Origin of the sequence: Nonomuraea sp. NPDC003709, assembly GCF_040610775.1 — a bacterium.
GTDB lineage: Bacteria > Actinomycetota > Actinomycetes > Streptosporangiales > Streptosporangiaceae > Nonomuraea > Nonomuraea angiospora_A.
In genome coordinates this window covers 25626-45250 of sequence record NZ_JBEXMW010000025.1, presented here as the reverse complement: position 1 = coordinate 45250, position 19625 = coordinate 25626, and the positions used below count along the sequence as shown (strand labels likewise).

The following is a 19625-nucleotide window of genomic DNA, read 5'->3' as shown; positions in this document are numbered from 1 at the left end:
CGCACAATCAAGGGCGGCGGCCCCCACTAAAGAGTAAAGATCGATTCCGGTACGGGGAATAACGTCCAATGTCCACAATCGGACGAGGGCTCAGCAGCTGAAGGGCTTGACGGAACGATCCATAAGTGCAGCGGTCTAGCTGGCAAAATGTACGGTTTACGGTGGAATTTCGGCAGGTTGCCGCCGAATCAAGCCGCTAGTCGTACTCCAGATCCGGCAATGCGGACGGCGGGTCAGGACTGCGCCAGACGACCACAACCCCGTCACGCGCGGAGTCGGCGGCCAGGGCCAGCCGATCGAGGTCGAAGTCCGGCAGATAGCGCAGCCGCGCCAGGAAGGTGGCGTCCGTGGCCGAACGCGGCACGACACAACCGTCGCCGTCGCGGTCAAGCAGGATGTAGAGGACGTCCTCCCCGGCTTCGGCTTCGGTGACGACACGGACCTCCACCACGTCCTCCCAGGCGAGGGCCTCGACGCTACCGTCCGCGTAGTGACGGGTGACGCCCTCTTCCGTGACATACACGTAGGAGTCCGGCATCGGATTGCCGTGCATGGGCGCGATTCTTGCGAGTTCAGGGGCTGTCCCGCAAGGGTTCGCACACAATGGTGCGGTTGACCCCGTCAGTGACCGCCCCACGAGTGGCTGAGATGCGCGGCCACCGCCGCCCTGGCCGCGTCCTCCGGGCCGTCGGCGATGGCATCGAGCAGCTCGCGATGCTCGCGCACCAGGATGTCCCGGTCCGTGTAGACCTCCCGGAGCCGCACCGTCCCGAGCCGCGTCTCCGCGGCCAGGACTCCGTAGAGCCGTTCGAGCCGGGGGCTCCCCACGGCCTCGATCAGCGCCTGGTGCATCGCCATGTGCTCGGCCACGCACTCCGACCAGGGCGCGTCGGCGGGCAGGGCCGCCATCCGGTGCAGTGCGGCCTCCGCCCCGGGAACCCGCTGCCCGGCCACGGCCTGCGCCATGAGGTCTTCGAGCGGCCTGCGTACGTACATGAGATCGTCGAGGTCCGAAAGCGTCACCTCGGGGACATAAGCGCTGCGGTTGCGCTCGCGTCTCAGCAGCCCCTCGTGGACGAGGCTCGCCAGCGCTTCCCGCACGGTCGGCCTGGCGACGCCGTACGAGGCGGCGATCTCCTGCTCGGGCAGCGGAGTGCCGGGCGGGATCTCGCCGGACAGCACCCTGCTGCGCAGGGCGTCGGCGAGCGCGCCGACGGTGGAGACGGGTCTGAGCGGCAACGTCACGGCTGCGACTCTAGCTCCCTTTCCGGCACAAGCTCTTGCTCGCGTACTTTCTCCGGGATCGCCACGGCCACCAGGCTCAGCGCGAGGAGCACCAGGCCCGCGATCGAGATCGGGGCCAGCCGCTCGCCGAGCACCACCAGGCCGAGCAGCGCCGCGACGGCCGGCTCCGCCAGGGCCAGCGTGGCGGCCGTGGCCACCGGCGTGGTCCGCAGGCCCCTGCCGTACAGGAAATAGGACAGGGCCGTGGTGCCGAGGCCCAGGTAGACGACGGCGAGCAGCCCGCGCGGCTCGCCCATCCAGGCGACGCCGTTCGCCAGCAGGACGGGCAGCATGATCAGTGCCGCGCCGCCGAACATGACCCCCATGACCGCGTTGGACTCGGCCCCGCGGCCGATCGCCCGCGCGGCCATGACCGCGTAGAAGGCGTAGACCAGGCCGCCGAGCAGCGCGAACAGCACCCCCGAGACCGTCTGCCCGCCAGCCTCGGCCCCGCCTCCCACGATGACCGCGGCGCACCCGCAGATGGCCGCCGCGGTCGCCGCGGCCCACCGCCCGCTCGGCCGGTGACCGTGGAGGAGCCAGGACAGCAGCCCCGTGAAGACGGGCCCGCTGCCGATCGCCACCACGGTGCCGATGGCGACCCCCGTGCGGCCGACGGCGGCGAAGAAGCAGAGCTGATACGCGGCCACCGCGACGGCGGCCAGCAGCAGGCCCGGCCTGATCGCCTTCTTTATGCCGGCGCCGGCCACGAGCGCGAGCGCCGTCCCCCCGATGACCAGCCGCGCGGCGGCCAGCGCGACGGAGTCGGCGGAGACGAGCAGTCCTGCCGTCCCGGCCGTGCCCCAGAGCACGGAGGCAGCGACAACGGCGAGTGGTCCGGTTCTCATGCGCGCCATTGTCTGACAATTAGACAATTTCGTCCAGTCGCTGGTCGATCAGCCGCCCCGCCGGGGCCACCACCTCCCCCGCGTAGTCGTCCAGCACGGCCAGGGCGTCGTGGATGTCCGGCACGCTCTTGCGCGGGAGCTCGAACAGCGTCTCGTCCTCCGCGGTGATCGACCCCTCGATGTGGAAGGCGCCGGCGGAGACGGCGATGGAGACCTCGAAACGGACCTCGCGGCCGTCGGGCAGCGTGAGACCGGTGCCGACGCGGGCGCCCGCGGGCGGGAGGAAATAGGAGAAGGGCTCGCTTCTGGCGAACGGGTGACGTAATTCCGCGAGCATCCCTGACGCCCGGCTCAGGGCTTCCAGGAGACCGGCTGCGGCCAGGCTCTCGCTGTCCACCAAGAAAGGGTAGATCAGCGGGGCGGTACGTGGCCAACGGGTCAGCTGTGCGTGACGGTCACAGAGCAGCAAGGAAGGCGGCGATCGGCGGGTCGATCACGGGGCCGGGGAGGCGGGGAGGCGGGTCGATCACGGGCACGGGAAGGCGATGATCGGCAGATCGGTCACGGGGCGGGAAGACGGCGATCGGCGGGTCGGCCATGGGGCCGGGGAGGCGGGGAGGTGGTGACCGGCGGGTCGATCACGGGGCCGGGGAGGTGGTGATCGGGGGGTCGGTCGCCAGGCGGGCGTGACGTTCGACGTCGTGGCGGACGCCGTCGTGACGGAGCTTGCCGCGTTCGATGCCCTCCGGCCGGAACCCTGCCTTCGTGGCGACCCGGCACGACGCCGGGTTGTTGACGCGATGCCCCAGCTCCAGCCGGTAGAGCCCCAGCTCGCCGAACGCCCACCGGGCCAGCTCCCCGGTGGCCGCCGCGGCGATGCCGCGCCCCCTGGCCTCGGGCAGGACCCAGTAGGACACCCAGCCGTTGTCGTGCTCGTCGAGGCGGGACACCGCGACGTTTCCGACCACCTGCTCGCCCTCAGAGCCCTCAACCGTGACGGCGAACGCGTGGCCCACCCCCTGCCAGGCGGTGATCCACCCGGCGGCGTCCTTGAGCGTGACGACGGGCCAGGGCGCCTGCGTCCGCAGGTCCGGAGCCCGGAAGGCCCTCAGCACGACCGGCGCGTCGTCCGCGCGCCACTCCCGCAACCGAACGTGCACAGCGCCCACAATGCCCGACATTACCCGTAATGCACCTATAACGCGCCCTGCCCGATTTGATGCGCGGCCTCGAACTCGGCCACCATCGCCTTCGGCGCGGTCAGGCACCAGGCCTCGGCCACCAGCTCGAACAGCTCGTCAGAGTCGATCTTGTCGAGGTGCACCACCACCCAGCCGAACCGCCCGGCCGTGAACTGCACCTCGAACACCTCGGGCCGCTCGGCCACCAGCGCGATCTGCTCCTGGATCGTGGCCTTGAGCCCGACGGTCTCGGTCGCCTCCCACAGGTAGCCGAAGCCCTTGTCGCGGACCTTGAGGCCGATCCACTCGCCGCCGTGGCTCATGCGGACCCCGGGCAGCTCGTCCAGCAACTGGAGGAACTCATCGACGCTCACACCCATGCCCGCCTGTCTACCAAACCCGACCGACAGTTCCGACCGCGGCCCCGAGGGCGGCGTTCCCGCTAACGTGATGCCGATGGCCGACACACGTACCAAACTGCTCGATGCCGCGCTGGAGACGCTCAAGGAGCACGGCATCGCCGGCGTCTCCGCCCGGACGATCGCCGCGGCGGCGGGCGTCAACCAGGCCCTCGTCTTCTACCACTTCGGCAGTGTCGACCAGCTCCTCGCGGCCGCCGTCGAGCACGGCTCCCAGCAGCGCATCGCCCTCTACCGCGCCCGCTTCGCCGCCGTCACCACCCTCCGCGAGCTCCTCGACCTCGGCCGCGCGCTGCACGCGGAGGAACGGGCGGAAGGCACCGTCGCCGCCCTCGCGCAGGTCCTCGCGGGCGGCCAGACCGATCCCAAACTCGCACCGGCCACCACCACCGGCCTCAACCTGTGGATCGAGGAGGTCGAGCAGGCCCTGGGGAGGGTGCTGGCCAAGTCGCCGCTGGCGGAGTTCGTGGACGTGGCGGGCCTGGCCAAGGCCACGGCGGCGGCGTTCGTGGGCCTGGAGCTCTACGAGGGAGTGGACCCGGACGGCGCGAACCAGGCGTTCGACGCCCTGGAGAGCCTGGCGGGCCTGGTGACGGCCCTGGAGGACATGGGCCCTGTCGTACGCCGCGCCGCCCGGGCCAAGCTGCGCCGTCACTCGTAGTAGCGCACCTCCAGCACGTTGCCGTCGGGGTCGGGGAAGAACATCGTCTCGGGGGCGATGCCCTGGGCGCCGAAGGAGTTGACGCCGGAGCCCGTGATCTCGACCCCGTGCCGCTTCAGCCTGACCTGCAGCTCGTCGAAATCCTCCTTTCCGACGGCCAGGCAGAAGTGATTGATCGGATGCCCGGCGCTGCCCTTGACCCCGGTGCCCTCGTCCACTCCCATGGAGGCGTCATACGCCATCAGGTCGAGGATGGTCTCGGTCGAGATCCGTACACTCGGAAACGCCGTCTTTCCCTCGCGAAACGCCTCGGCCCGCACCCCCGGCAGGCCGATAACCTGCTCGTAGAAATGCAGGGAATCGAGCTGGTCGGAGACCCAGCAGACGAGATGGTCCAGCCGCACGTCCATGCATACCTCCGCTTCTGCCGCGCCGAATCCCCCTGTCCACCTGCGGTTCCATGGTTGGACGGTGATTCAGCGGCCGACACCGGCCTGCGCCGTACTCATTTCATAATGAAAGATCCGGATGACAGCGAAGTAAACATGGCAGGTCCGGCGGCGACCGCACCGCGCCAATTGAGAAATGCGAATCCGGTGTGGCTGCTCCGCGCAGAAGTGTGGCCGCGGGGCCAACGACGCCCACGCACCCGTCCGGCAGCCTGATCAGGCACGCGAAAACGAGTGTCAGGAATTCGATGGCTCGGACACCTGCACGACGAGCTACGTGACCAGCAGCGCCCAGGACGGCTGGACCGGCGACGGCAAGCCCGATTTCACCTGGAACCTGCATGGCTCAGGGGAGGTCAGGGCGAGCGATCGGAAGCACGGCCGGCGAGGCGACCGGCTCTCCCTCATGGAGGCCCGCGCCTCCCTGCCATGACGCCAGGCCGGCCGATCATCAAGGGACGGTGATCAAGCCTCGACTATCCTCACGTCGGGGAGCTGGTTCCGCTGGAGGTCGCCGGTGAGTTCTGAAGGTCTGACGCGGGCCAGGTTCCGCCTTCTCGGCCCGGTGGAGCTCCAGACCGATACCGGACACGTCGTCCTGACCGGCAAGCAGGGGGCGTTGCTGACGATCCTGCTGCTGAGCGCCAACCGCGTGGTGTCCGTCCAGCGGCTGGCGGAGTCGCTGTGGGGCGAGCCGCTGCCGAATTCCCCTTCCTCCCGCGTCAGGATGCTGATCTCCGACCTCAGGAAGACGTGCGCCGCCGCGGGGGACGAGCTGATCCGTACACAGCGGCCCGGGTACGTCGTGCGGCTGGCATCCGACCAGCTCGATCTGGCCAGGTTCCTCGACGGTGTGGCGCGGGCCCGCAAGGCGGCGACCGCGGGTGACCCGGAGACCGCGGTGACCCGCTACGACGAGGCGCTGGGCCTCTGGCACGGGGCGCCGCTGGTGGGGATCGACGGCTCCTTCGTCCCGGCGGAAGTGGCCAGGCTCGAGGGGCTGCGGCTGGAAGCGGTGGAGGAGCGGGGCTCGGCCATGCTCGCGACGGGCAGGCACGCCGAAGCCGTCACCGAGCTCACCGCGGTCGTCGCGGACCATCCCCTGCGCGAGTCGGCGCACGGTCAGCTCATGCTCGCGCTGCACCGCAGCGGCCGGCGCGCCGACGCCCTGGCGGTCTACCGGAGACTGCGCGAACGGATCAGCGAGGAGCTGGGGCTGGAGCCCGAACGCGAGCTGCAACAGCTTCACCAGCGGATCCTCACCTCCGACAGCACGCCGGAACCCCAGCCACGTCCGGTGCTCTCGCCGATCCCCCGGCAGTTGCCCGCTCCGCCACCGCACTTCGTCGGCCGCGAACGCGAACGCGCCGAGCTGGACCGCCTCGCCCGCGACCGGACCAGGAACAGCGTGGCCATCGCCGCCATCAGCGCCACCGGGGGGATGGGGAAGACCTCGCTGGCCCTGCACTGGGCGCACGACAACAGCGACCTCTTCCCCGACGGCCAGCTCTACGTCAACCTCCACGGGTTCGACCCGGGCAGCGACCCCCTGCCGGCCCATGTGGCGCTGCGCCATTTCCTCGGCTCTCTCGGTGTCCCGGCGGCGGCCATCCCGGCCGGTGAGGAGGCCCAGGCCGGGTTCTACCGGTCGCTGGTCGCCGACCGCCGCCTGCTCGTCGTCCTCGACAACGCCCGCGACGTGGCGCAGGTCGAGCCGCTGCTGCCCGGCAGTCCCGGCTGCGTCGTCGTGATCACCAGCCGCAACCGCCTCCCGGGCCTGAACGCCACCCGTGGCGCGAGCCTGATCGGGCTGGACGCCCTCACGCCCGCCGAGACGCGCCGCCTGCTCGGCCACCACCTGGGCGAATCGAGGATCGGCGCGGATCCCGACAGCGCGGCCGCCCTCGTGGAGCACAGCGGCGGCCTCCCTCTCGCGATCAGCGTGCTCTCCGCGCGCGCGGCCATGCACCCCGGCTTCCCCCTGTCCGTCCTCGCCGAGGAGCTGAGCAGCCCCGCCACCCGCCTCGACGCCCTGCAGACCGGCGACTTGAACGCGGACCTGCGGGCCGCGTTCAAGTCCTCGTACGAGGCCCTCCGCCCCGGCACCGCCCGGCTGTTCGCGCTGCTGGGTCTGGCGCCGTGGCCGGACATCAGCCTGCGGTCGGCCGCCGCGCTCGCCGGCCTGCCCGCCTCCCGGACCAGGGTGTCGCTGCGGCACCTCGAAGCCGCCAACCTGATCCAGCAGCACCGTCCCGGGCGGTATCGCACGCATGACCTGGTCCGCCTCTACTCCGCCGAACGCGCGCAGTCCGATCTGCCCGATCACGAGCGGGCGGAGGCGCTGACCCGCCTGGTCGACGCCTACGTGCTCACCGCGTGCGCCGGCGACCGGCTGCTGAACCCCAACCGTCCCTTCGCCGCGCGGATCTCCGGCGAGGCCGTGCGGGAGGAGTTCGAGGACGCCGCGTCGGCCTGGGCGTGGTTCGAGGACGAGCAGTCCAGCCTCATCGCCGTTCAGCGGCACGCCGAGAGGCTGGGCCTGGACGCGGCCGTCTGGCGGCTGGCGTGGGCGATGGACACGTACCACAAGCGGTGCCAGCACGAGCTGCGCACCCGGTCCTGGGAGACGGCCCTGGCCGCCGCCGAGCGGCTGGGCCGGCCGGGCCCCCGGGCCTTCTCCCATTGGTATCTGGGGTACGCCTACGCTCAGGACTCCCGGGCCGACGACGGCCTGGAGCACCTGCTGCTCGCGTTCGAGCTGTTCGAGCAGGAGGAGGACCTCGCCGGGCAGGCGCACACCAGCCACACCCTCGGGTTCGCCTGGCTGGAGCGGGGCGCACCCGAGCGCGCGCTCCCGGCCATCGAGAACGCCCTGCGCCTCCAGCGCGAGCTCCGAGACCCCCTCTGGGAGGCCAACGCGCTCAGCGCCGCCGGCTGGTGCCACGCCAAGCTCGGCCACTACCCGCAGGCGCGGTCGTACTGCGAGCAGGCTCTGGAGCTGTTCCAGAAGCACGAGGACCTGAACGGCGAATCCGCCACCCTCGACAGCCTCGGCTACATCGCCCACTGGGCGGGACAACATGACCAGGCGCTCGATTATTACGGCCGATGCCTCGAACTACGCGAGGAACTCGGCAACGCCTACCAGCGCGCCGACACCCTCGTCCGCATCGGCGACGTCCACCACGAAACGGGCCGGCCCGCCGCCGCCCGCGACGCCTGGCGGCGAGCGCTCGATCTCTACCACAAGCAGCACCGCGCGGTCGAAGCCGGGAACGTCCAGGAGAAGATCAGGCGCCTTGCCGCACCGCCTTCCGCTCCAGCCGGACCTTCAGGTCACGCGGCACCAGCAGACCGCTGAAGTCGGGCACCATCGCCGTCTCCTGCGTCCGCGCCAGGTTCATGTCGCTGACCAGCCAGGCCGTCGCCAGCGTCAGCTGCATCATGCCGAGCTGGGTCCCCACGCACACCCTCGGCCCGGCGCCGAACGGCAGGTAGGTGTGCCTGACGGGCGCGGCACGGGGCTCCAGCCACCGTTCCGGCACCAGCTGGTCGGGGTCGGACCACCAGCGCGGATCGCGATGCAGCCGATACAGGCTGAACAGCACCTGATCCCCCGTCTTGAGACGCCACCCGTCGAGCTCGGTGTCGTGACGTACGGTCCTGCCGATCAGCCAGGTCGGCGGCCACAGCCTGAGCACCTCCTTGACGAACGCCTCGGTGTACGGCAGGTCCCCCATGACCGGGACCTCGCCGGCCGACGCCGCCTCGGCCTCCAGCCGGGCCAGCACGTCCGGCCGCGTGCTGAGCTCGTACACGATCCAGGTGAGCGCGGCGGCCGGGACGCCCAGGGCGGCCAGCATGATCCCGCGCAGGAACCGCTCGATCTGCAGGTCGGACAGCTGCTGGTCGCCCGGGGCGAGCAGCACGCCGAGGAGATCCTGGACGGTGGGGTCGCCGGCTTGACGGCGGCGGCGCACGATGTCGGTCATGAGCGCCAGGAGCCGCTTGCGGGAGCGGGCGAAGCGCCGCACCTTGCGCGACGGCCACCACGGCGGGAGCTGCAGCGAGTCACGCGACAGGGGGTCGATGGCCGCGACGCTCTCGGCCAGTGTCTCCGGCACGCCTTCCGCGTCCGCGCTCAGGCAGAAGTCGGCGGTCGCCCGGCCGAAGAAGTCGGCCATCGTGGCGAGCACGTCGATGTCCCCGTCACCGACGGTCTTGAGGAAGATCTCCCGCAGGCGTTCGGCGTGCGCCTGCGCGACCCTCCTGTGCAGCCCCTGCCAGCCGGCGCGGCGGGTCGTCGTCCACAGCTCGGCGTCGGCCGCCATCCGCTCGGTGTCCGTGTTTCCCGCCAGCGGCGAATTCTCGGCCAGGAAGTCTCGGTTGGTCCTGGTGAGCAACGCATGCACCTGATCCGGTGAGGACACCACGATGGTGCGGGCGTCGAACGAGAAGACGTCCCCGTATTCACGGTGACACCGTTCCAGGAAACCGTTCCTGTCCCGGTCGTACTCCTCGGTGTTGCCGAACAACCAGTGCCCTCGGGGCCCGGGGGGCCGCTCCGAACCAGGTGCGTGCGTCACTCGTCGGCCCTCTTAGTTCCAGAAGTTCCAGTAGGTGTACATGCCTCCCATGCGGACCCGGCCCACGAGGCGGACGGTTGCGTGTCGGATGTGCTTCATGCGTAACCTCCGTAGCGCGACTGACGTCACTGACCACGATCGATCACGGGGCGCATGATCTCCGCATGAAACCCGCCTGCCCGTCGCCGTCACCATAGGTAATGGTAGAGTTACGTTCAGCTATGGGAGTCGTCAGCGAATTGCCGTGTCACGTGGCTTGCGTGATGGACGGAAACGGGCGGTGGGCCGCGCAGCGATCGCTGCCGCGCACCGCGGGTCACGAGGCGGCGGAGGCCGCCGTCATGGACATCATCGAGGAGGCGCGTTCGGCCGGCATCAGGTGGTTGAGCCTGTACGCCTTCTCCACCGAAAACTGGCGGAGGCCGGCGGGCGAGGTCGACATCCTGATGAGGCTCGTGCGCCGGGCCGTCCGCAAGCACGCACCGGCGTTGCACGCGCGGGGCGTCCGGTGCAGGTTCCTCGGCATGTCCGATCCGCGGATCCCACCGGCCCTGGTCCGGGACATCACCGACCTGATGACGCTCACCAGCGACAACAGGCAGATGACGCTGACGGTCGCCTTCGATCACGGGGGGCGCCGCGACATCGTGGAGGCCGCCCGCTCGCTGATCCGCGCCGACGTGCCGGCCGAGCAGGTCACCGAGGCCACCTTCGCCCGGCATCTCCCCTACTCCGACACGCCGGATGTGGACCTGGTCATCCGCACCTCCGGAGAGCAACGCATCTCCAACTTCATGCTCTGGCAAGTGGCCTACGCCGAGTGGGTCTTCCCGCAGGTGCTGTGGCCGGACTTCCGCGCGACCCACCTCTGGGAATGCCTTGACGCCTACCGGTCGCGCCAGCGCCGGTTCGGCGATGTCCGTCAGTCGACCGCCGCCACGGGAGAGGAACCTCGATGAGCCAGAGCACCGCTGACGCCTTCGGGCCGGACTCGATGCTGCGCCGCCTCGTCAACGACACGCGGTGGGGCCTCGCGGTGACCCGCGCCACGGTTCTGGAGGCCGCGCACCCGCAGATCGGCGCCGCGTTGATCGAAAACTCGACGTTCGTGGCGCATCCGTGGCGGCGGCTGCGCAACACCTTGGTGAGCATGCAGCGCGTGCTCGACCCCGACGAGCACGTTCGCACCCGGGAGGCGACCCGCCTCAACCGCCTGCACGCCCGCATGTCGGGCACCGACCCGCAAGGCCGTCCCTACGACGGAAAGGACGCCGAAGCCCGCGCCTGGGTGGTGGCGACCCTGTTCGAATCGACGGTGACGATGTACCGGCTGAGCGGCGAGTCGCTCGACAGACCCGCGCTCGAACAGCTCTATGCCGAGTTCCGTGCGTTCCTGGCCCTGATCGAGGGCGACAGCGACCGGCTCCCCGCGACGGTGCGGGAGTTCTGGTCCTACTACGACGACATGATCGACCACCGCCTGGAGAGCACCGAGGCCGTGCGCGTCATCCTCTACCGGCTCTTCGCCAACGTGCCCGCACCGCCCCTGCTGCGCAACCATCCCGCGGTGTGGGCCGCGGGCCGGACCGTGGCGGGCCCGGTAGCCGCCGCGATCACCATCGCGTCGCTGCCGGAGCCCTTCTGCCGGCGGGTCGCCCTGCCCGACCTCCCGGGGGCGCGGACGCTCATGCACGGGGCGTACCTCACCGCCGGATTCGCCACCCGCGTGCTCCCGGACGGCTGGGTGGACGTCAACTCGCTCGTGAGCCTGCTGGATCCCAGCCACGACGGTGGTTCCGGGCCATGGCAGACCGTACTCCGCAAGGCGGGCCAGGCCGCGGCCATGGTCAGACTCATCACCCCGGCTCCCGACGACGTCAACCCGACCACCCGCTCGGCCGACCGGTTCTTCACCGAGGTCCTGGACCAGACGGGCGACGGCTACCTCACCTGGCCCGACCTGGCGGCCATGGCAAGAGAGCTCGCCACCCGGCTCGACCTGGACGAACAGGACGAGGAGCGGCTCTACAACGCCTACGCCACCTGGTGGCGGGAGTTGCAGACCAATCTCGACACCGACGGCGACGGGCGCGTCACACGACAGGAATACGCCGCCTCGGCCGTCTCGCTGCCCGGCTCAGGGCTGATCAAGGTCGCCGACGTGCTGTTCGACGTCACCGACGGCGACGACGACCAGGCGATCGACGCGCAGGAGTTCCAGAGCCTGTTCCGCACGGCCTTCCACCGCGATCTGACCGGCGGAGCCGACGCCTACTCGCGCGGCGCCTTCGTCAGGCAGTTCCTGTCCTTCATGTCGGGGCAGCGGCACTCGGTCGCGTACGACTCCCTCCTGTCCTAGCTTCGATCAACGGCGGAACAGGACGTCGAGTTCGCTGAAGTCCAGCGAGCCGTCCAGCGCCGTGAGACCTCCCGTGCCGAGCAGCTCCGCGGCGGCTCGCCGGGTCGCGGCGTACGCGGCCTGGGCCAACCCGGTGCCCAGGCTGACCCTGCGCACCCCGGCCTGCGCGAGCTCGGTCACACTCGGTCCACCCGCGACGGCCATCGCGTTGACCGGCAGCGGCGATGCCGCGCAGAGGGTGTTCAGCGCGTCCAGGTCGAGCAGGCCCGGAACGAAGATGCCGTCGGCTCCCGCCTCCGCGTAGGCCTCCGTCCGCTCCAGCACCTCGCCCAGCCGCCCGTCCGGGGCACCGATCCCGAACAGGAAGACGTCGGTACGGGCGTTGACGAACAGTTCCGGCAGGGCCGCGGCGGCCGCGGCCTCCCTGGCGGCGCGCAGCCTGGCGCTCTGCTCGGCCACGTCGAACAGAGGACCGCCGACGGCCGTGGAGTCCTCCAGATTGACGCCCACCGCCCCGGCCTCGGCCATCGCCCGCACGGTCGCGGCGACATCCGCCGGATCCGGCCCGTACCCTCCCTCCACGTCGACCGTCACCGGCACGTCGACGGAGTCCACGATGCGCCGCGCGGCCTCCACCATCTCGCCCCGGCCGAGCCGCTGCCCGTCCCCGCGGCCCAGCGACCACGAGACGCCACCGCTGGTCGTGGCGATCGCCGTGGCGCCGGCCGCGGCGATGACGGCCGCGCTGGCGGCGTCCCAGGCGTTGGGCAGCACCAGCACGGGCTCGGCGCTCAGGGCGCGGAACAGCCGCGCCTTCCGCTGAGTCGCGGCATCGACGGAGGAGGAGATGTACATGACTGCCTTTCGGGTTGTCCTGCTTCCGGGATACTGCTGGGCAGAGGGTCGAGGATCCACTGATTAAGCTGAGACCGAATCATGGAGGCGATATGAAGGCGCGGCTCGCCTTCTCGGTGAACGATCTGGCCGAGACCCGATTCGCCGTCTCGCCCATGTGGGAAGTCGTCACCAGCGTCAGAGCGCTGGCCGCCGCGGTCGTGCCGCGCCCGCACCGCAACTGGGCCGACCAGGTACGCCCCCGGCTCGCGGCAGCGGGCCTCGATCGCGGCTGGCTGGCCGACATGATCCCGCCCAGCGGCCACCTCCCCGACTTCCTCAACCCGGCGCCGACGACCCCCTCTCCCGGCCTGGCCGACGAGTTGGCCGCCATCGAGGCCACCGACCCCGAGCAGGTACGGCAGGACGTCGATCGCCTGGCCGCAGAGCGCGACGGCGCTCTGCCCTCCCGGCTGCGGAGCCTTCACCGCACCCCGCAGAGCTGCCTGCCCCGGATCGTGGCGGAGATCGAGGTCTACTGGGGGCTGGCGATAGCGCCCTACTGGGCCAGGATCCGCTCGGTCCTGGAGGCGGACATCTTCCACCGGGGGCGCCAGGTGGCCGAGCAGGGTACGGCCCAGGCGCTGGACGAGCTGCACCACACGGTGCGTTGGGCCGGCGGCAGCCTCCACCTGGTAGAGCGGCACTGCGCCATCACCAGGATCGAGACCGGAGCCGGGCTGCTCCTGGTGCCGTCGGTCTTCGCCTGGCCGCGGGTGCTGACCCGCTCCGTCGCGCCCGAACCACCGCAGCTGGCCTACCCGGCGCGCGGGATCGGCCTGTTGTGGGAGCGCCGGACACATACGCACGTGGAAGCCCTCGCCGCCGTGATCGGCCGGTCCCGGGCGTTGATCCTGGCCGAACTGGACACCCCCGCCTCGACCACCGAACTCGCCCAACGGTCGGGCCTTTCCGCGGCGGGCGTCTCCCAGCACCTCACCGCCCTGCGGGCCGCCGGCCTGACCAGCACCCACCGAGCGGGCCGTTCGGTCCTCTACGCCCGCACCGGCCTCGCCGACGCCCTGCTCACGCCGCAGGCGTGAAACTTCGCGCTCCCGCGTCAGCGCTGTGTCGTGCGGAGGTGGATGCGTTCGCCTTGCTTCCCGAAGAGGCTGAGCATTTCGACGCTGCCACGCCCGGCAGCGCCGAACCAGTGCGGAATCTGACAGTCGAACTCGGCCGCTTCGCCCGCTCCCATGACGAAGTCGTGGTCAGCCAGTCTCACGCGAAGCCGTCCGCGCAGCACGTAGAGCCATTCGTAGCCTGCGTGGGTCCGCAGGTGGGGCTGTTCGTCGTGCGCCGGAATGGTCATCTTGTACGCGCGTGGTTCGCCCTGATGCCGCGACAACGGGATCAGCACCCGGCCGTCTTTCCCGGTGAGCCGCTGCGGCACGCGCGGATCGAGAATCCGGGGTGCGGCGACGATCTCGTCGAGGGGGATGCCCAGCGCCGCGGTGATCGGAAGGAGCAGCTCAAGGCTCGGTTTGCGCTGAGCTGATTCGAGCCGGGACAACGTGCTGGTCGAGATGCCGGTGGCGCGAGCGAGGTCGGCCAGGCTGACGCCCTTCTTCTCGCGGGCACGTCGCAGCCGAGGGGCGATCTGCTCGATCACCCCGCTGACGCTCGGTTGCTGTTCCACGGGACGCAGTCAATCAATGTGTCCCGGAATCGGCAACGAAGTTTGTCGATTCCGGGTCGGCCTTCCGATCCTCTTCGCATGAACGCGACAACGGATTCGAGGCCATGGGACGCGATCGTCATCGGCGGCAGCGCCGCCGGGCTGTCGGCCGGGAACGTGGCCAACCGACGGGCGCAGGTCGTCACCGCCGCCATCGGCATGACCTCCTGGCTGCTGGAACGAGAGCTGTCCGCTGCCGTGGGTGCGATCTGATGGGCGGCATCACCGCGTCCGCGGAGACGTCCCGGAACGCTCTCTCCGACAGGTTGCCCGCCGGCGTGTACCTGCTCGCTTTCAGCCTGTTCGCGATGGGAAGCGCTGAGTTCCTGTTGGCCGGCGTACTGCCTGCCGTGGCCGCCGATCTGGACGTCACACTCTCTTCGGCCGGATTCCTGATCACTGCGTTCGCGCTGGGTGTCGTGATCGGCGGGCCACCGTTCGCCATGCTGAGTCTGCATTGGCCTCGCCGTACCGCGTTGGTGGCAACCCAGGGCCTCTTCGCAGCCGGCGTCGTCGTCGGGCTGCTGGGCGACTACCAGGTCCTGCTGCTGACGAGGGTGGTTTCGGGGATCGCCTACGCGGGCTTCTTCGCCGTCGCGTCGGTGACCGCGATCAGCCTGGTGACACCGGGCCGGAACGCCCGCGCCTCCGGAGTCGTGGTCAGCGGGCTCAGCGCGGCAATGGTCGTCGGCGGTCCCGCAGGCACGCTGCTCAGCCACTTCGTCCAATGGCGCGGCGGCTTCTGGGCCGTCGTCGCCCTGACGGCCGCCGGGATCATCGGCTGCATCCTCGGACTCCCCGCCACCGCCCCTTACACCCGCCGGCCCAGCATCTCGCGAGAGCTCACCACGATGCGGAAACCGATGCTCTGGAGCATGTACGCGATCACGATCCTGACCACCGCGGGGTACATGATCACGTTCAACTACCTGAGCGCCATGCTCGCCGAGATCACCGCCGTCCCCGAGGTCTGGATCCCGGCGATCCTCGCGCTCTTCGGGGTCGGCGCCTTCGTCGGCCTGTCCATCGGCGGCCGGGTCTCCGATCGGCGCCCCCACCTCGCGCTCCTCACCGGAGCAGCCGCGATCGTGATCCTGTCGGTCGTGATGGCTGTCGTGATCCAGCAGGTCTGGGCGGTGGTGCCCACGGTCTTCCTGATCGGCGTCGCCGCGTTCGTGCTGAACCCCGCCGTCTACGGACGCGTCTTCGCCATCGCAGCCGGCGCGCCGACCCTCGCCGGCGCCACCACCGTGTCGGCATTCCAGCTCGGCATCAGCATCACCCCCGTGTTCGCGGCCGCCTCACTCACACGAGGGGCCGCACTCACCTCGGTCTGCCTGATCGGGGCCGGCCTCGCCGCAACCGCCGTACCGTTCATCCTCCTGGACCGGACGCGGCAGGCCCGCTCGACGCAACGCGCGGTGGCGGACCCAAGGTCCGCCGCCATCCGTTCGGCTCACGACGAGGGGCCGGCTTGCGGCGGGCATTGACCGCAGCCGCTCGTGAGGCGACTACCGCACAGCACCATGCCCTTGGACCGGGGCCCTTTCCGCGGGCCGGAGGAAGAGGATGCCGAGCGCCAGGACCCCGTACCAGATCATGACGGGCAGGTGGAGCGCATACCCGAGCTGTTCCAGCGCCCCCGTGGGGCCGTCGGTCCCGGTCGTCCACGGAAGCACGACCGCGGCCAGGCCGCTGAGTGCGGCGATCAGGCCGGTGACACGAAGCCCGGCGGGCATCGGGATGCCCACTGCGCCGGCGACGGTGGCGGCGACCCACAGCAGCCCGGCCAGATTGACCGCCCATTTGGCGGTGAGCAGGATGGCCAAGGCCACTGTGGTGGCCGCCGGGGCGGTCGGGCGGACGGCCAGCTGGGTCAGTGCCAGGTTTCCGGCGTCATGAAGCAGGCCGGCCAGCCCGGCGCCGGCCAGCAGGCCACCGGCGAGCGTCACCGGATACGGTCTTGACGTCTCGGCCGGGCGAGCAGCCATCACCAGCCCGGCCGCGGTCAGTGCCAGCCAGCCCAGCACGTCGAAGGCCAGCTCGGTCAGGTGCAGCCCGACCTGCTCGCGTACGGCGTCCAGCGCGGCGCCGGGGTCGGACGGACTCAGGGTCAACCCCGATGGCACCACGATGGCCGTACCGGCGATCATGGCTGTCAGCGAGGTCAACAGCAGCACACCGGTGAGCCGGCGCCGAGGGTTCGGATCGGTCATGGACCGTGACGGTAGAACCCTGACGCAGGGACAAAGTCAACATGCCAGGAGAGGGGACGCCATGTGGCGGATCGGGCAACTGGCGCGCATGGCCGGCGTATCCGAACGGACCCTGCGCCACTACGACAAGATCGGGCTGCTGCTTCCCGCCGCGGTCGACCGCACCACCGGCTACCGCTGGTACGGCGTGGCCGAGCTGTCCCGGCTCGAACGCATCCGCGGACTGCAGCGCCTCGGCCTGCCGCTGCGCCAGATCGCCGATCTGCTGGACGCTCCCGAGGCACAGGTGCGGCAGGCGCTGACCGAGATCGTGGCGAACATCAGGCGTGACATCGCCACGCTGGCCGCGACCGCGGCTCACGCCGAGGACCACCTCGCCGTGCCGATGTCGATCCTGCCTCAGCAGACCGCGGTGGACTCGCGCCGACTCCGCGTCCACCGCATGCGCCTCGACCATCCCGCCGAACTGGCCGCCGTCTGCCCGGCGCCACCGGCGGCCCTGCTGACCTGGCTTCGCGGGGAGCCGACGGGCGCGTTCGCCGCCGCGGTGACCACCGACGGCGCCGGCGAGCAGCTCTTCCTGCCTGCCCGCACCGTCGTACGAGCCGTCGTTCCGCCCTCGGCAGGGGTGGTCCGCGCCGGGCAGGACCTCTTCGGCTGGCTGCGCCGCCACCGCCTGGAGGTCACCGGTCCCACCGTGGAGGAGCACCTCATCGACGGAGCCGGTGCAGCCGGTGGCTGCGGCTGTACCTGTCAGAGGACGTCAGGTACGGCTGACAGCATGGGCCGCACATCTCGCGAAAAGGAGTTGGCTGGATGAGCGGCACCGAGAAGACCCTGGTAGAACTCGAGCAGCGGATGCTGGACGCTGACGCTGCCTACGACGAGACATTTTTCGAGGAGTACTGCACCGACGACTTCGTCGCCATGGGACATTACGGAATCGTGTCCAGGCAGCAGGTTCTCGACATGTACGTCAAGGGAAGCGGCAATCCGGAACGGCACAACCGAGCACACGATGTCGTGGTCAAGCCGCTCGGCGACGCAGGAGCCGTGGTGGCCTACAAACTGACGAGCACCATCGGCGATGAGACGTCCTCATGGCATGCGTCGACGGTCTACCGCCGTACCTCCGAGGGCTGGCGCGTCGTCCTCCTCCACCAGACACCCATGTAGGGTGCGGCGCGCAGTCTTAGACGGGGACCACCTGCCCTGCTTTCCCGCACAGTTTGCTCATGTCGTCCGCGTCAGACGTCAGAACGATGGCAGGGCGCACCGAGCGCAATGCGGTGGCCGCGACCACAGCGTCGATGGCGTACTTGTGACCGTGCAGGTGGGCCTCCCGAAGAAGCTCGATCGCTCGCGACGAGATGTTCTCGGTCACCGGCTCGATCTTCAGGCGGGACAGATACCACCTGAGACGATCGCTTTTGACGCGGACGTCTTGCGCCTCAATCGGTGTCATGGCGCTGACCACGACCCGAAAGTCGTTGTCCTGCGCCTCCCGTACGAACGCTGTCACCCGCTGATCAGCCTCGCACCACTTCACGAGCCCCTCGCAGTCGAGAACGACAGTGCCCGCGCTCAACCTGCTTCGTGCGCGCGCCATCCGTCCTCCTCCTGGAGTTCAGGAGCCGACTTGACGTGACGGAACAACTCCGCCGCCTCATCACGCAATGCCTGTGGGATCGGCCCGGAAGCGGCCTCGTTAGCCTGCAGGGCCTCCTCCAAGAGATCCCGCTCGATCTGGCGCTCCACAGCGGCATCGACGTAGGCGGAGAACCCGCGGGCCCCGACTCGCTCTCGGACGGCGCTAATGTTGCCCGCTCTCAGAGACACACTGACCTTGGCGGCCGGCCCGTCGCCCGGGGCGAAGTCTCGCTCTGGCATGCTCACGAGCTCAGTTTACTACTCGAAGTAGCAAAATGCCGGTCCATGCTCTGCGCGCGAGGACCGGTCCCTACGTATGTCTACGCGTCGCCGGACGTCAGCCCAACGGGGCGAGCGACGCCTGTGCCCCGCCGGCACCGAAGCGGATCTCCCACTCGGCAGCCGGCGGCTTGTGGACCGCGCTCCCTCCTCTCAGCCAGGCCACGCGTCGGACCGTCCGGCGAGCTGCCACTTGCGACGTCCTGCCGACGGAGCTCGCCGCCCCGCAGGCAAGGCAAATATTTAAGTACCTTTACTAATAAATTCACGCGTGTGATACTCGCCTCTCAGCAACCCTCACAGAAGAGGATCACATGCGCCGACGAATGATCACCGTCATCATCGTTGCCTTGTGCGCGGTCCCCGCCGTGGCTCCGGCAGGCTCGGCGACCGCCGCCGAAGTGTTCTTCCAGGACACCGGAACGCTGACCGGCTGGAGCAACTACCCACAAGAGCCCCAGAAGCAAGGCGTGATCCGTACGGTCAGCAGCCCTGTGTACAAGGGGACCACCGCCATCGAGGCGCAGCAGACGTACCTCGACGAAGGCGGCGGGTACCACTCTGAGACCATCCAGAACCGGACCCAGACCGTGGGCCAGGACCGCTACTACGGACAGGCCATCTACCTGCCGCCGAACTGGCAGTTCCACAACCAGAACGTCACCTTCCAGCAGTGGTCGCCAGAGGACCCGGAAGGGCCCTGGGAGCTGATGTTCGTCCAGAACGACGAACTCCGGATCGGCGGCTCGGGCGGCTTCGCGGCCACACTCGACAAGATCACAAACCTTCGTGGCACGTGGATCAGGATCGTCACCCGCCTGAAGTTCCACAGCACCGCGGGAGCCTTCGAGGTCTGGGTCAACGGGCGGAAGGTGTGGAGCAGGACCGGCGTCACCGTGCTGCCCAAGACATCGCAGACGATCCGCTGGTCGTCAGGCATCTACTGCACCGCTTGGCGGAACGGGACCCCCGCCGGCCCGCGCGTACTGTCGATCTACCACGACCACGCCAGGATCGCCTCCTCCTACTCCTTGGCAGAGCCCGCCAACTGGTGACACATCGACGCCTCGCCATGCCCGGCCCCGGGGGCCAGGAGCTGAGCACGACCGACCCCCGGGCGT

The 19625-nt window shown here is 69.9% G+C and carries 24 protein-coding genes; 11 read left to right on the top strand and 13 right to left on the bottom strand.

Annotation, left to right across the window (positions count from 1 at the left end; translation table 11 throughout):
- Positions 1-196: 196 nt before the first annotated feature.
- The 6 genes from ABZX61_RS51020 to ABZX61_RS50995 all read right to left on the bottom strand — a co-directional run bounded on the left by ABZX61_RS51020 (position 197) and on the right by ABZX61_RS50995 (position 3693).
- A complete protein-coding gene (locus ABZX61_RS51020) occupies positions 197-553 on the bottom strand; it encodes a hypothetical protein (protein WP_350733499.1) in 357 nt (118 codons plus the stop codon).
- A gap of 68 nt (positions 554-621) precedes the next feature.
- Positions 622-1245, bottom strand: a complete 624-nt coding sequence (locus ABZX61_RS51015) for a GntR family transcriptional regulator (RefSeq protein ID WP_355206629.1) — start codon at positions 1243-1245, stop codon at positions 622-624.
- A complete protein-coding gene (locus ABZX61_RS51010) occupies positions 1242-2132 on the bottom strand; it encodes an EamA family transporter (RefSeq protein WP_355206626.1) in 891 nt (296 codons plus the stop codon). The genes ABZX61_RS51015 and ABZX61_RS51010 overlap by 4 nt, the downstream gene beginning before the upstream one ends.
- A gap of 19 nt (positions 2133-2151) precedes the next feature.
- Positions 2152-2529, bottom strand: coding sequence for a hypothetical protein (locus ABZX61_RS51005; protein WP_355206624.1), 378 nt, complete (start codon positions 2527-2529; stop codon positions 2152-2154).
- 241 nt (positions 2530-2770) lie between these two features.
- Positions 2771-3292 (bottom strand): GNAT family protein, encoded by a 522-nt coding sequence (locus ABZX61_RS51000; RefSeq protein ID WP_355206622.1) that lies wholly within the window; start codon positions 3290-3292, stop codon positions 2771-2773.
- A 35-nt stretch (positions 3293-3327) separates the two neighbouring features.
- Positions 3328-3693, bottom strand: coding sequence for an MmcQ/YjbR family DNA-binding protein (locus tag ABZX61_RS50995; protein WP_355206619.1), 366 nt, complete (start codon positions 3691-3693; stop codon positions 3328-3330).
- Between the two features lie 76 nt (positions 3694-3769).
- On the opposite strand from ABZX61_RS50995, the gene ABZX61_RS50990 reads away from it, so the two are divergent.
- Positions 3770-4393 (top strand): TetR/AcrR family transcriptional regulator, encoded by a 624-nt coding sequence (locus ABZX61_RS50990; RefSeq protein ID WP_355206616.1) that lies wholly within the window; start codon positions 3770-3772, stop codon positions 4391-4393.
- Here the strand turns inward: ABZX61_RS50990 and ABZX61_RS50985 are convergent.
- The gene (locus ABZX61_RS50985; RefSeq protein ID WP_355206613.1) at positions 4384-4803 is read right to left on the bottom strand and encodes a VOC family protein; all 420 of its coding nucleotides are present in this window, start codon (positions 4801-4803) and stop codon (positions 4384-4386) included. The two genes, ABZX61_RS50990 and ABZX61_RS50985, sit on opposite strands and share 10 nt — an antisense overlap.
- 316 nt (positions 4804-5119) lie before the next feature.
- Between ABZX61_RS50985 and ABZX61_RS50980 the strand changes: the two genes are divergently transcribed.
- Together ABZX61_RS50980 and ABZX61_RS50975 are read left to right on the top strand one after the other, a co-directional pair.
- Positions 5120-5275, top strand: a complete 156-nt coding sequence (locus ABZX61_RS50980) for a hypothetical protein (protein WP_355206610.1) — start codon at positions 5120-5122, stop codon at positions 5273-5275.
- An 84-nt stretch (positions 5276-5359) separates the two neighbouring features.
- Entirely contained in the window at positions 5360-8203 is a 2844-nt protein-coding gene (locus ABZX61_RS50975; RefSeq protein WP_355206607.1) for a BTAD domain-containing putative transcriptional regulator, read from the top strand.
- On the opposite strand, the gene ABZX61_RS50970 is transcribed toward ABZX61_RS50975, so the two are convergent.
- Positions 8133-9377 carry a cytochrome P450 gene (locus tag ABZX61_RS50970; RefSeq protein WP_355206604.1) on the bottom strand — a complete coding sequence of 415 codons (1245 nt, stop codon included), beginning with the start codon at positions 9375-9377 and terminating at the stop codon, positions 8133-8135. The genes ABZX61_RS50975 and ABZX61_RS50970 overlap by 71 nt on opposite strands.
- Positions 9378-9628: 251 nt before the next feature.
- Here ABZX61_RS50970 and uppS point away from each other — a divergent pair, with 251 nt between their 5' ends.
- Both uppS and ABZX61_RS50960 read left to right on the top strand, forming a co-directional pair.
- Positions 9629-10387, top strand: coding sequence for a polyprenyl diphosphate synthase (gene uppS / locus ABZX61_RS50965; protein WP_355206601.1), 759 nt, complete (start codon positions 9629-9631; stop codon positions 10385-10387).
- Complete coding sequence (locus ABZX61_RS50960) at positions 10384-11787, top strand: oxygenase MpaB family protein (RefSeq protein WP_355206598.1); 1404 nt, start codon at positions 10384-10386, stop codon at positions 11785-11787. The genes uppS and ABZX61_RS50960 overlap by 4 nt, the downstream gene beginning before the upstream one ends.
- A gap of 6 nt (positions 11788-11793) precedes the next feature.
- Here the strand turns inward: ABZX61_RS50960 and ABZX61_RS50955 are convergent, their stop codons facing one another.
- Positions 11794-12642: an isocitrate lyase/phosphoenolpyruvate mutase family protein gene (locus tag ABZX61_RS50955; protein WP_355206595.1), complete on the bottom strand. Its 849-nt coding sequence runs from the start codon at positions 12640-12642 to the stop codon at positions 11794-11796.
- Positions 12643-12734: 92 nt separating this feature from the next.
- Here ABZX61_RS50955 and ABZX61_RS50950 point away from each other — a divergent pair, with 92 nt between their 5' ends.
- Positions 12735-13724 (top strand): DUF5937 family protein, encoded by a 990-nt coding sequence (locus ABZX61_RS50950; RefSeq protein WP_355206592.1) that lies wholly within the window; start codon positions 12735-12737, stop codon positions 13722-13724.
- A gap of 17 nt (positions 13725-13741) precedes the next feature.
- Here ABZX61_RS50950 and ABZX61_RS50945 read toward each other — a convergent pair whose 3' ends face one another.
- Positions 13742-14293: an XRE family transcriptional regulator gene (locus ABZX61_RS50945; RefSeq protein WP_355206589.1), complete on the bottom strand. Its 552-nt coding sequence runs from the start codon at positions 14291-14293 to the stop codon at positions 13742-13744.
- 105 nt (positions 14294-14398) lie between these two features.
- Between ABZX61_RS50945 and ABZX61_RS50940 the strand changes: the two genes are divergently transcribed.
- Together ABZX61_RS50940 and ABZX61_RS50935 are read left to right on the top strand one after the other, a co-directional pair.
- Positions 14399-14572 (top strand): hypothetical protein, encoded by a 174-nt coding sequence (locus ABZX61_RS50940; protein ID WP_355206588.1) that lies wholly within the window; start codon positions 14399-14401, stop codon positions 14570-14572.
- Entirely contained in the window at positions 14572-15849 is a 1278-nt protein-coding gene (locus ABZX61_RS50935; protein WP_355206585.1) for an MFS transporter, read from the top strand. Before ABZX61_RS50940 ends, ABZX61_RS50935 begins: the two co-directional genes overlap by 1 nt.
- Positions 15850-15870: 21 nt before the next feature.
- Here the strand turns inward: ABZX61_RS50935 and ABZX61_RS50930 are convergent, their stop codons facing one another.
- Positions 15871-16575: a hypothetical protein gene (locus tag ABZX61_RS50930; RefSeq protein WP_355206582.1), complete on the bottom strand. Its 705-nt coding sequence runs from the start codon at positions 16573-16575 to the stop codon at positions 15871-15873.
- A gap of 61 nt (positions 16576-16636) precedes the next feature.
- On the opposite strand from ABZX61_RS50930, the gene ABZX61_RS50925 reads away from it, so the two are divergent.
- Both ABZX61_RS50925 and ABZX61_RS50920 read left to right on the top strand, forming a co-directional pair.
- Complete coding sequence (locus tag ABZX61_RS50925) at positions 16637-17395, top strand: MerR family transcriptional regulator (protein WP_355206579.1); 759 nt, start codon at positions 16637-16639, stop codon at positions 17393-17395.
- Entirely contained in the window at positions 17392-17751 is a 360-nt protein-coding gene (locus tag ABZX61_RS50920) for a nuclear transport factor 2 family protein (protein ID WP_355206576.1), read from the top strand. Before ABZX61_RS50925 ends, ABZX61_RS50920 begins: the two co-directional genes overlap by 4 nt.
- Positions 17752-17767: 16 nt before the next feature.
- Here ABZX61_RS50920 and ABZX61_RS50915 read toward each other — a convergent pair whose 3' ends face one another.
- On the bottom strand, positions 17768-18184 hold the full coding sequence (locus ABZX61_RS50915; protein ID WP_355206573.1) for a PIN domain-containing protein: 417 nt from the start codon (positions 18182-18184) through the stop codon (positions 17768-17770).
- Positions 18160-18465 (bottom strand): hypothetical protein, encoded by a 306-nt coding sequence (locus ABZX61_RS50910; RefSeq protein WP_355206978.1) that lies wholly within the window; start codon positions 18463-18465, stop codon positions 18160-18162. Before ABZX61_RS50910 ends, ABZX61_RS50915 begins: the two co-directional genes overlap by 25 nt.
- A gap of 353 nt (positions 18466-18818) precedes the next feature.
- Here ABZX61_RS50910 and ABZX61_RS50905 point away from each other — a divergent pair, with 353 nt between their 5' ends.
- Positions 18819-19559: a polysaccharide lyase gene (locus ABZX61_RS50905; RefSeq protein WP_355206570.1), complete on the top strand. Its 741-nt coding sequence runs from the start codon at positions 18819-18821 to the stop codon at positions 19557-19559.
- Positions 19560-19625 lie beyond the last annotated feature (66 nt).

Coding starts and splice junctions, on each gene's coding strand:
- ABZX61_RS50960 (WP_355206598.1), top strand. CDS start 10,384: ATGAGCCAGAGCACCGCTGACGCCTTCGGGCCGGACTCGATGCTGCGC.
- uppS (WP_355206601.1), top strand. CDS start 9,629: ATGGTAGAGTTACGTTCAGCTATGGGAGTCGTCAGCGAATTGCCGTGT.
- ABZX61_RS50955 (WP_355206595.1), bottom strand. CDS start 12,642: ATGTACATCTCCTCCTCCGTCGATGCCGCGACTCAGCGGAAGGCGCGG.
- ABZX61_RS50915 (WP_355206573.1), bottom strand. CDS start 18,184: ATGGCGCGCGCACGAAGCAGGTTGAGCGCGGGCACTGTCGTTCTCGAC.
- ABZX61_RS50935 (WP_355206585.1), top strand. CDS start 14,572: ATGGGCGGCATCACCGCGTCCGCGGAGACGTCCCGGAACGCTCTCTCC.
- ABZX61_RS50925 (WP_355206579.1), top strand. CDS start 16,637: ATGTGGCGGATCGGGCAACTGGCGCGCATGGCCGGCGTATCCGAACGG.
- ABZX61_RS50940 (WP_355206588.1), top strand. CDS start 14,399: ATGAACGCGACAACGGATTCGAGGCCATGGGACGCGATCGTCATCGGC.
- ABZX61_RS51010 (WP_355206626.1), bottom strand. CDS start 2,132: ATGAGAACCGGACCACTCGCCGTTGTCGCTGCCTCCGTGCTCTGGGGC.
- ABZX61_RS51020 (WP_350733499.1), bottom strand. CDS start 553: ATGCACGGCAATCCGATGCCGGACTCCTACGTGTATGTCACGGAAGAG.
- ABZX61_RS50910 (WP_355206978.1), bottom strand. CDS start 18,465: ATGCCAGAGCGAGACTTCGCCCCGGGCGACGGGCCGGCCGCCAAGGTC.
- ABZX61_RS50990 (WP_355206616.1), top strand. CDS start 3,770: ATGGCCGACACACGTACCAAACTGCTCGATGCCGCGCTGGAGACGCTC.
- ABZX61_RS50985 (WP_355206613.1), bottom strand. CDS start 4,803: ATGGACGTGCGGCTGGACCATCTCGTCTGCTGGGTCTCCGACCAGCTC.
- ABZX61_RS50930 (WP_355206582.1), bottom strand. CDS start 16,575: ATGACCGATCCGAACCCTCGGCGCCGGCTCACCGGTGTGCTGCTGTTG.
- ABZX61_RS50995 (WP_355206619.1), bottom strand. CDS start 3,693: ATGGGTGTGAGCGTCGATGAGTTCCTCCAGTTGCTGGACGAGCTGCCC.
- ABZX61_RS50950 (WP_355206592.1), top strand. CDS start 12,735: ATGAAGGCGCGGCTCGCCTTCTCGGTGAACGATCTGGCCGAGACCCGA.
- ABZX61_RS50920 (WP_355206576.1), top strand. CDS start 17,392: ATGAGCGGCACCGAGAAGACCCTGGTAGAACTCGAGCAGCGGATGCTG.
- ABZX61_RS50905 (WP_355206570.1), top strand. CDS start 18,819: ATGCGCCGACGAATGATCACCGTCATCATCGTTGCCTTGTGCGCGGTC.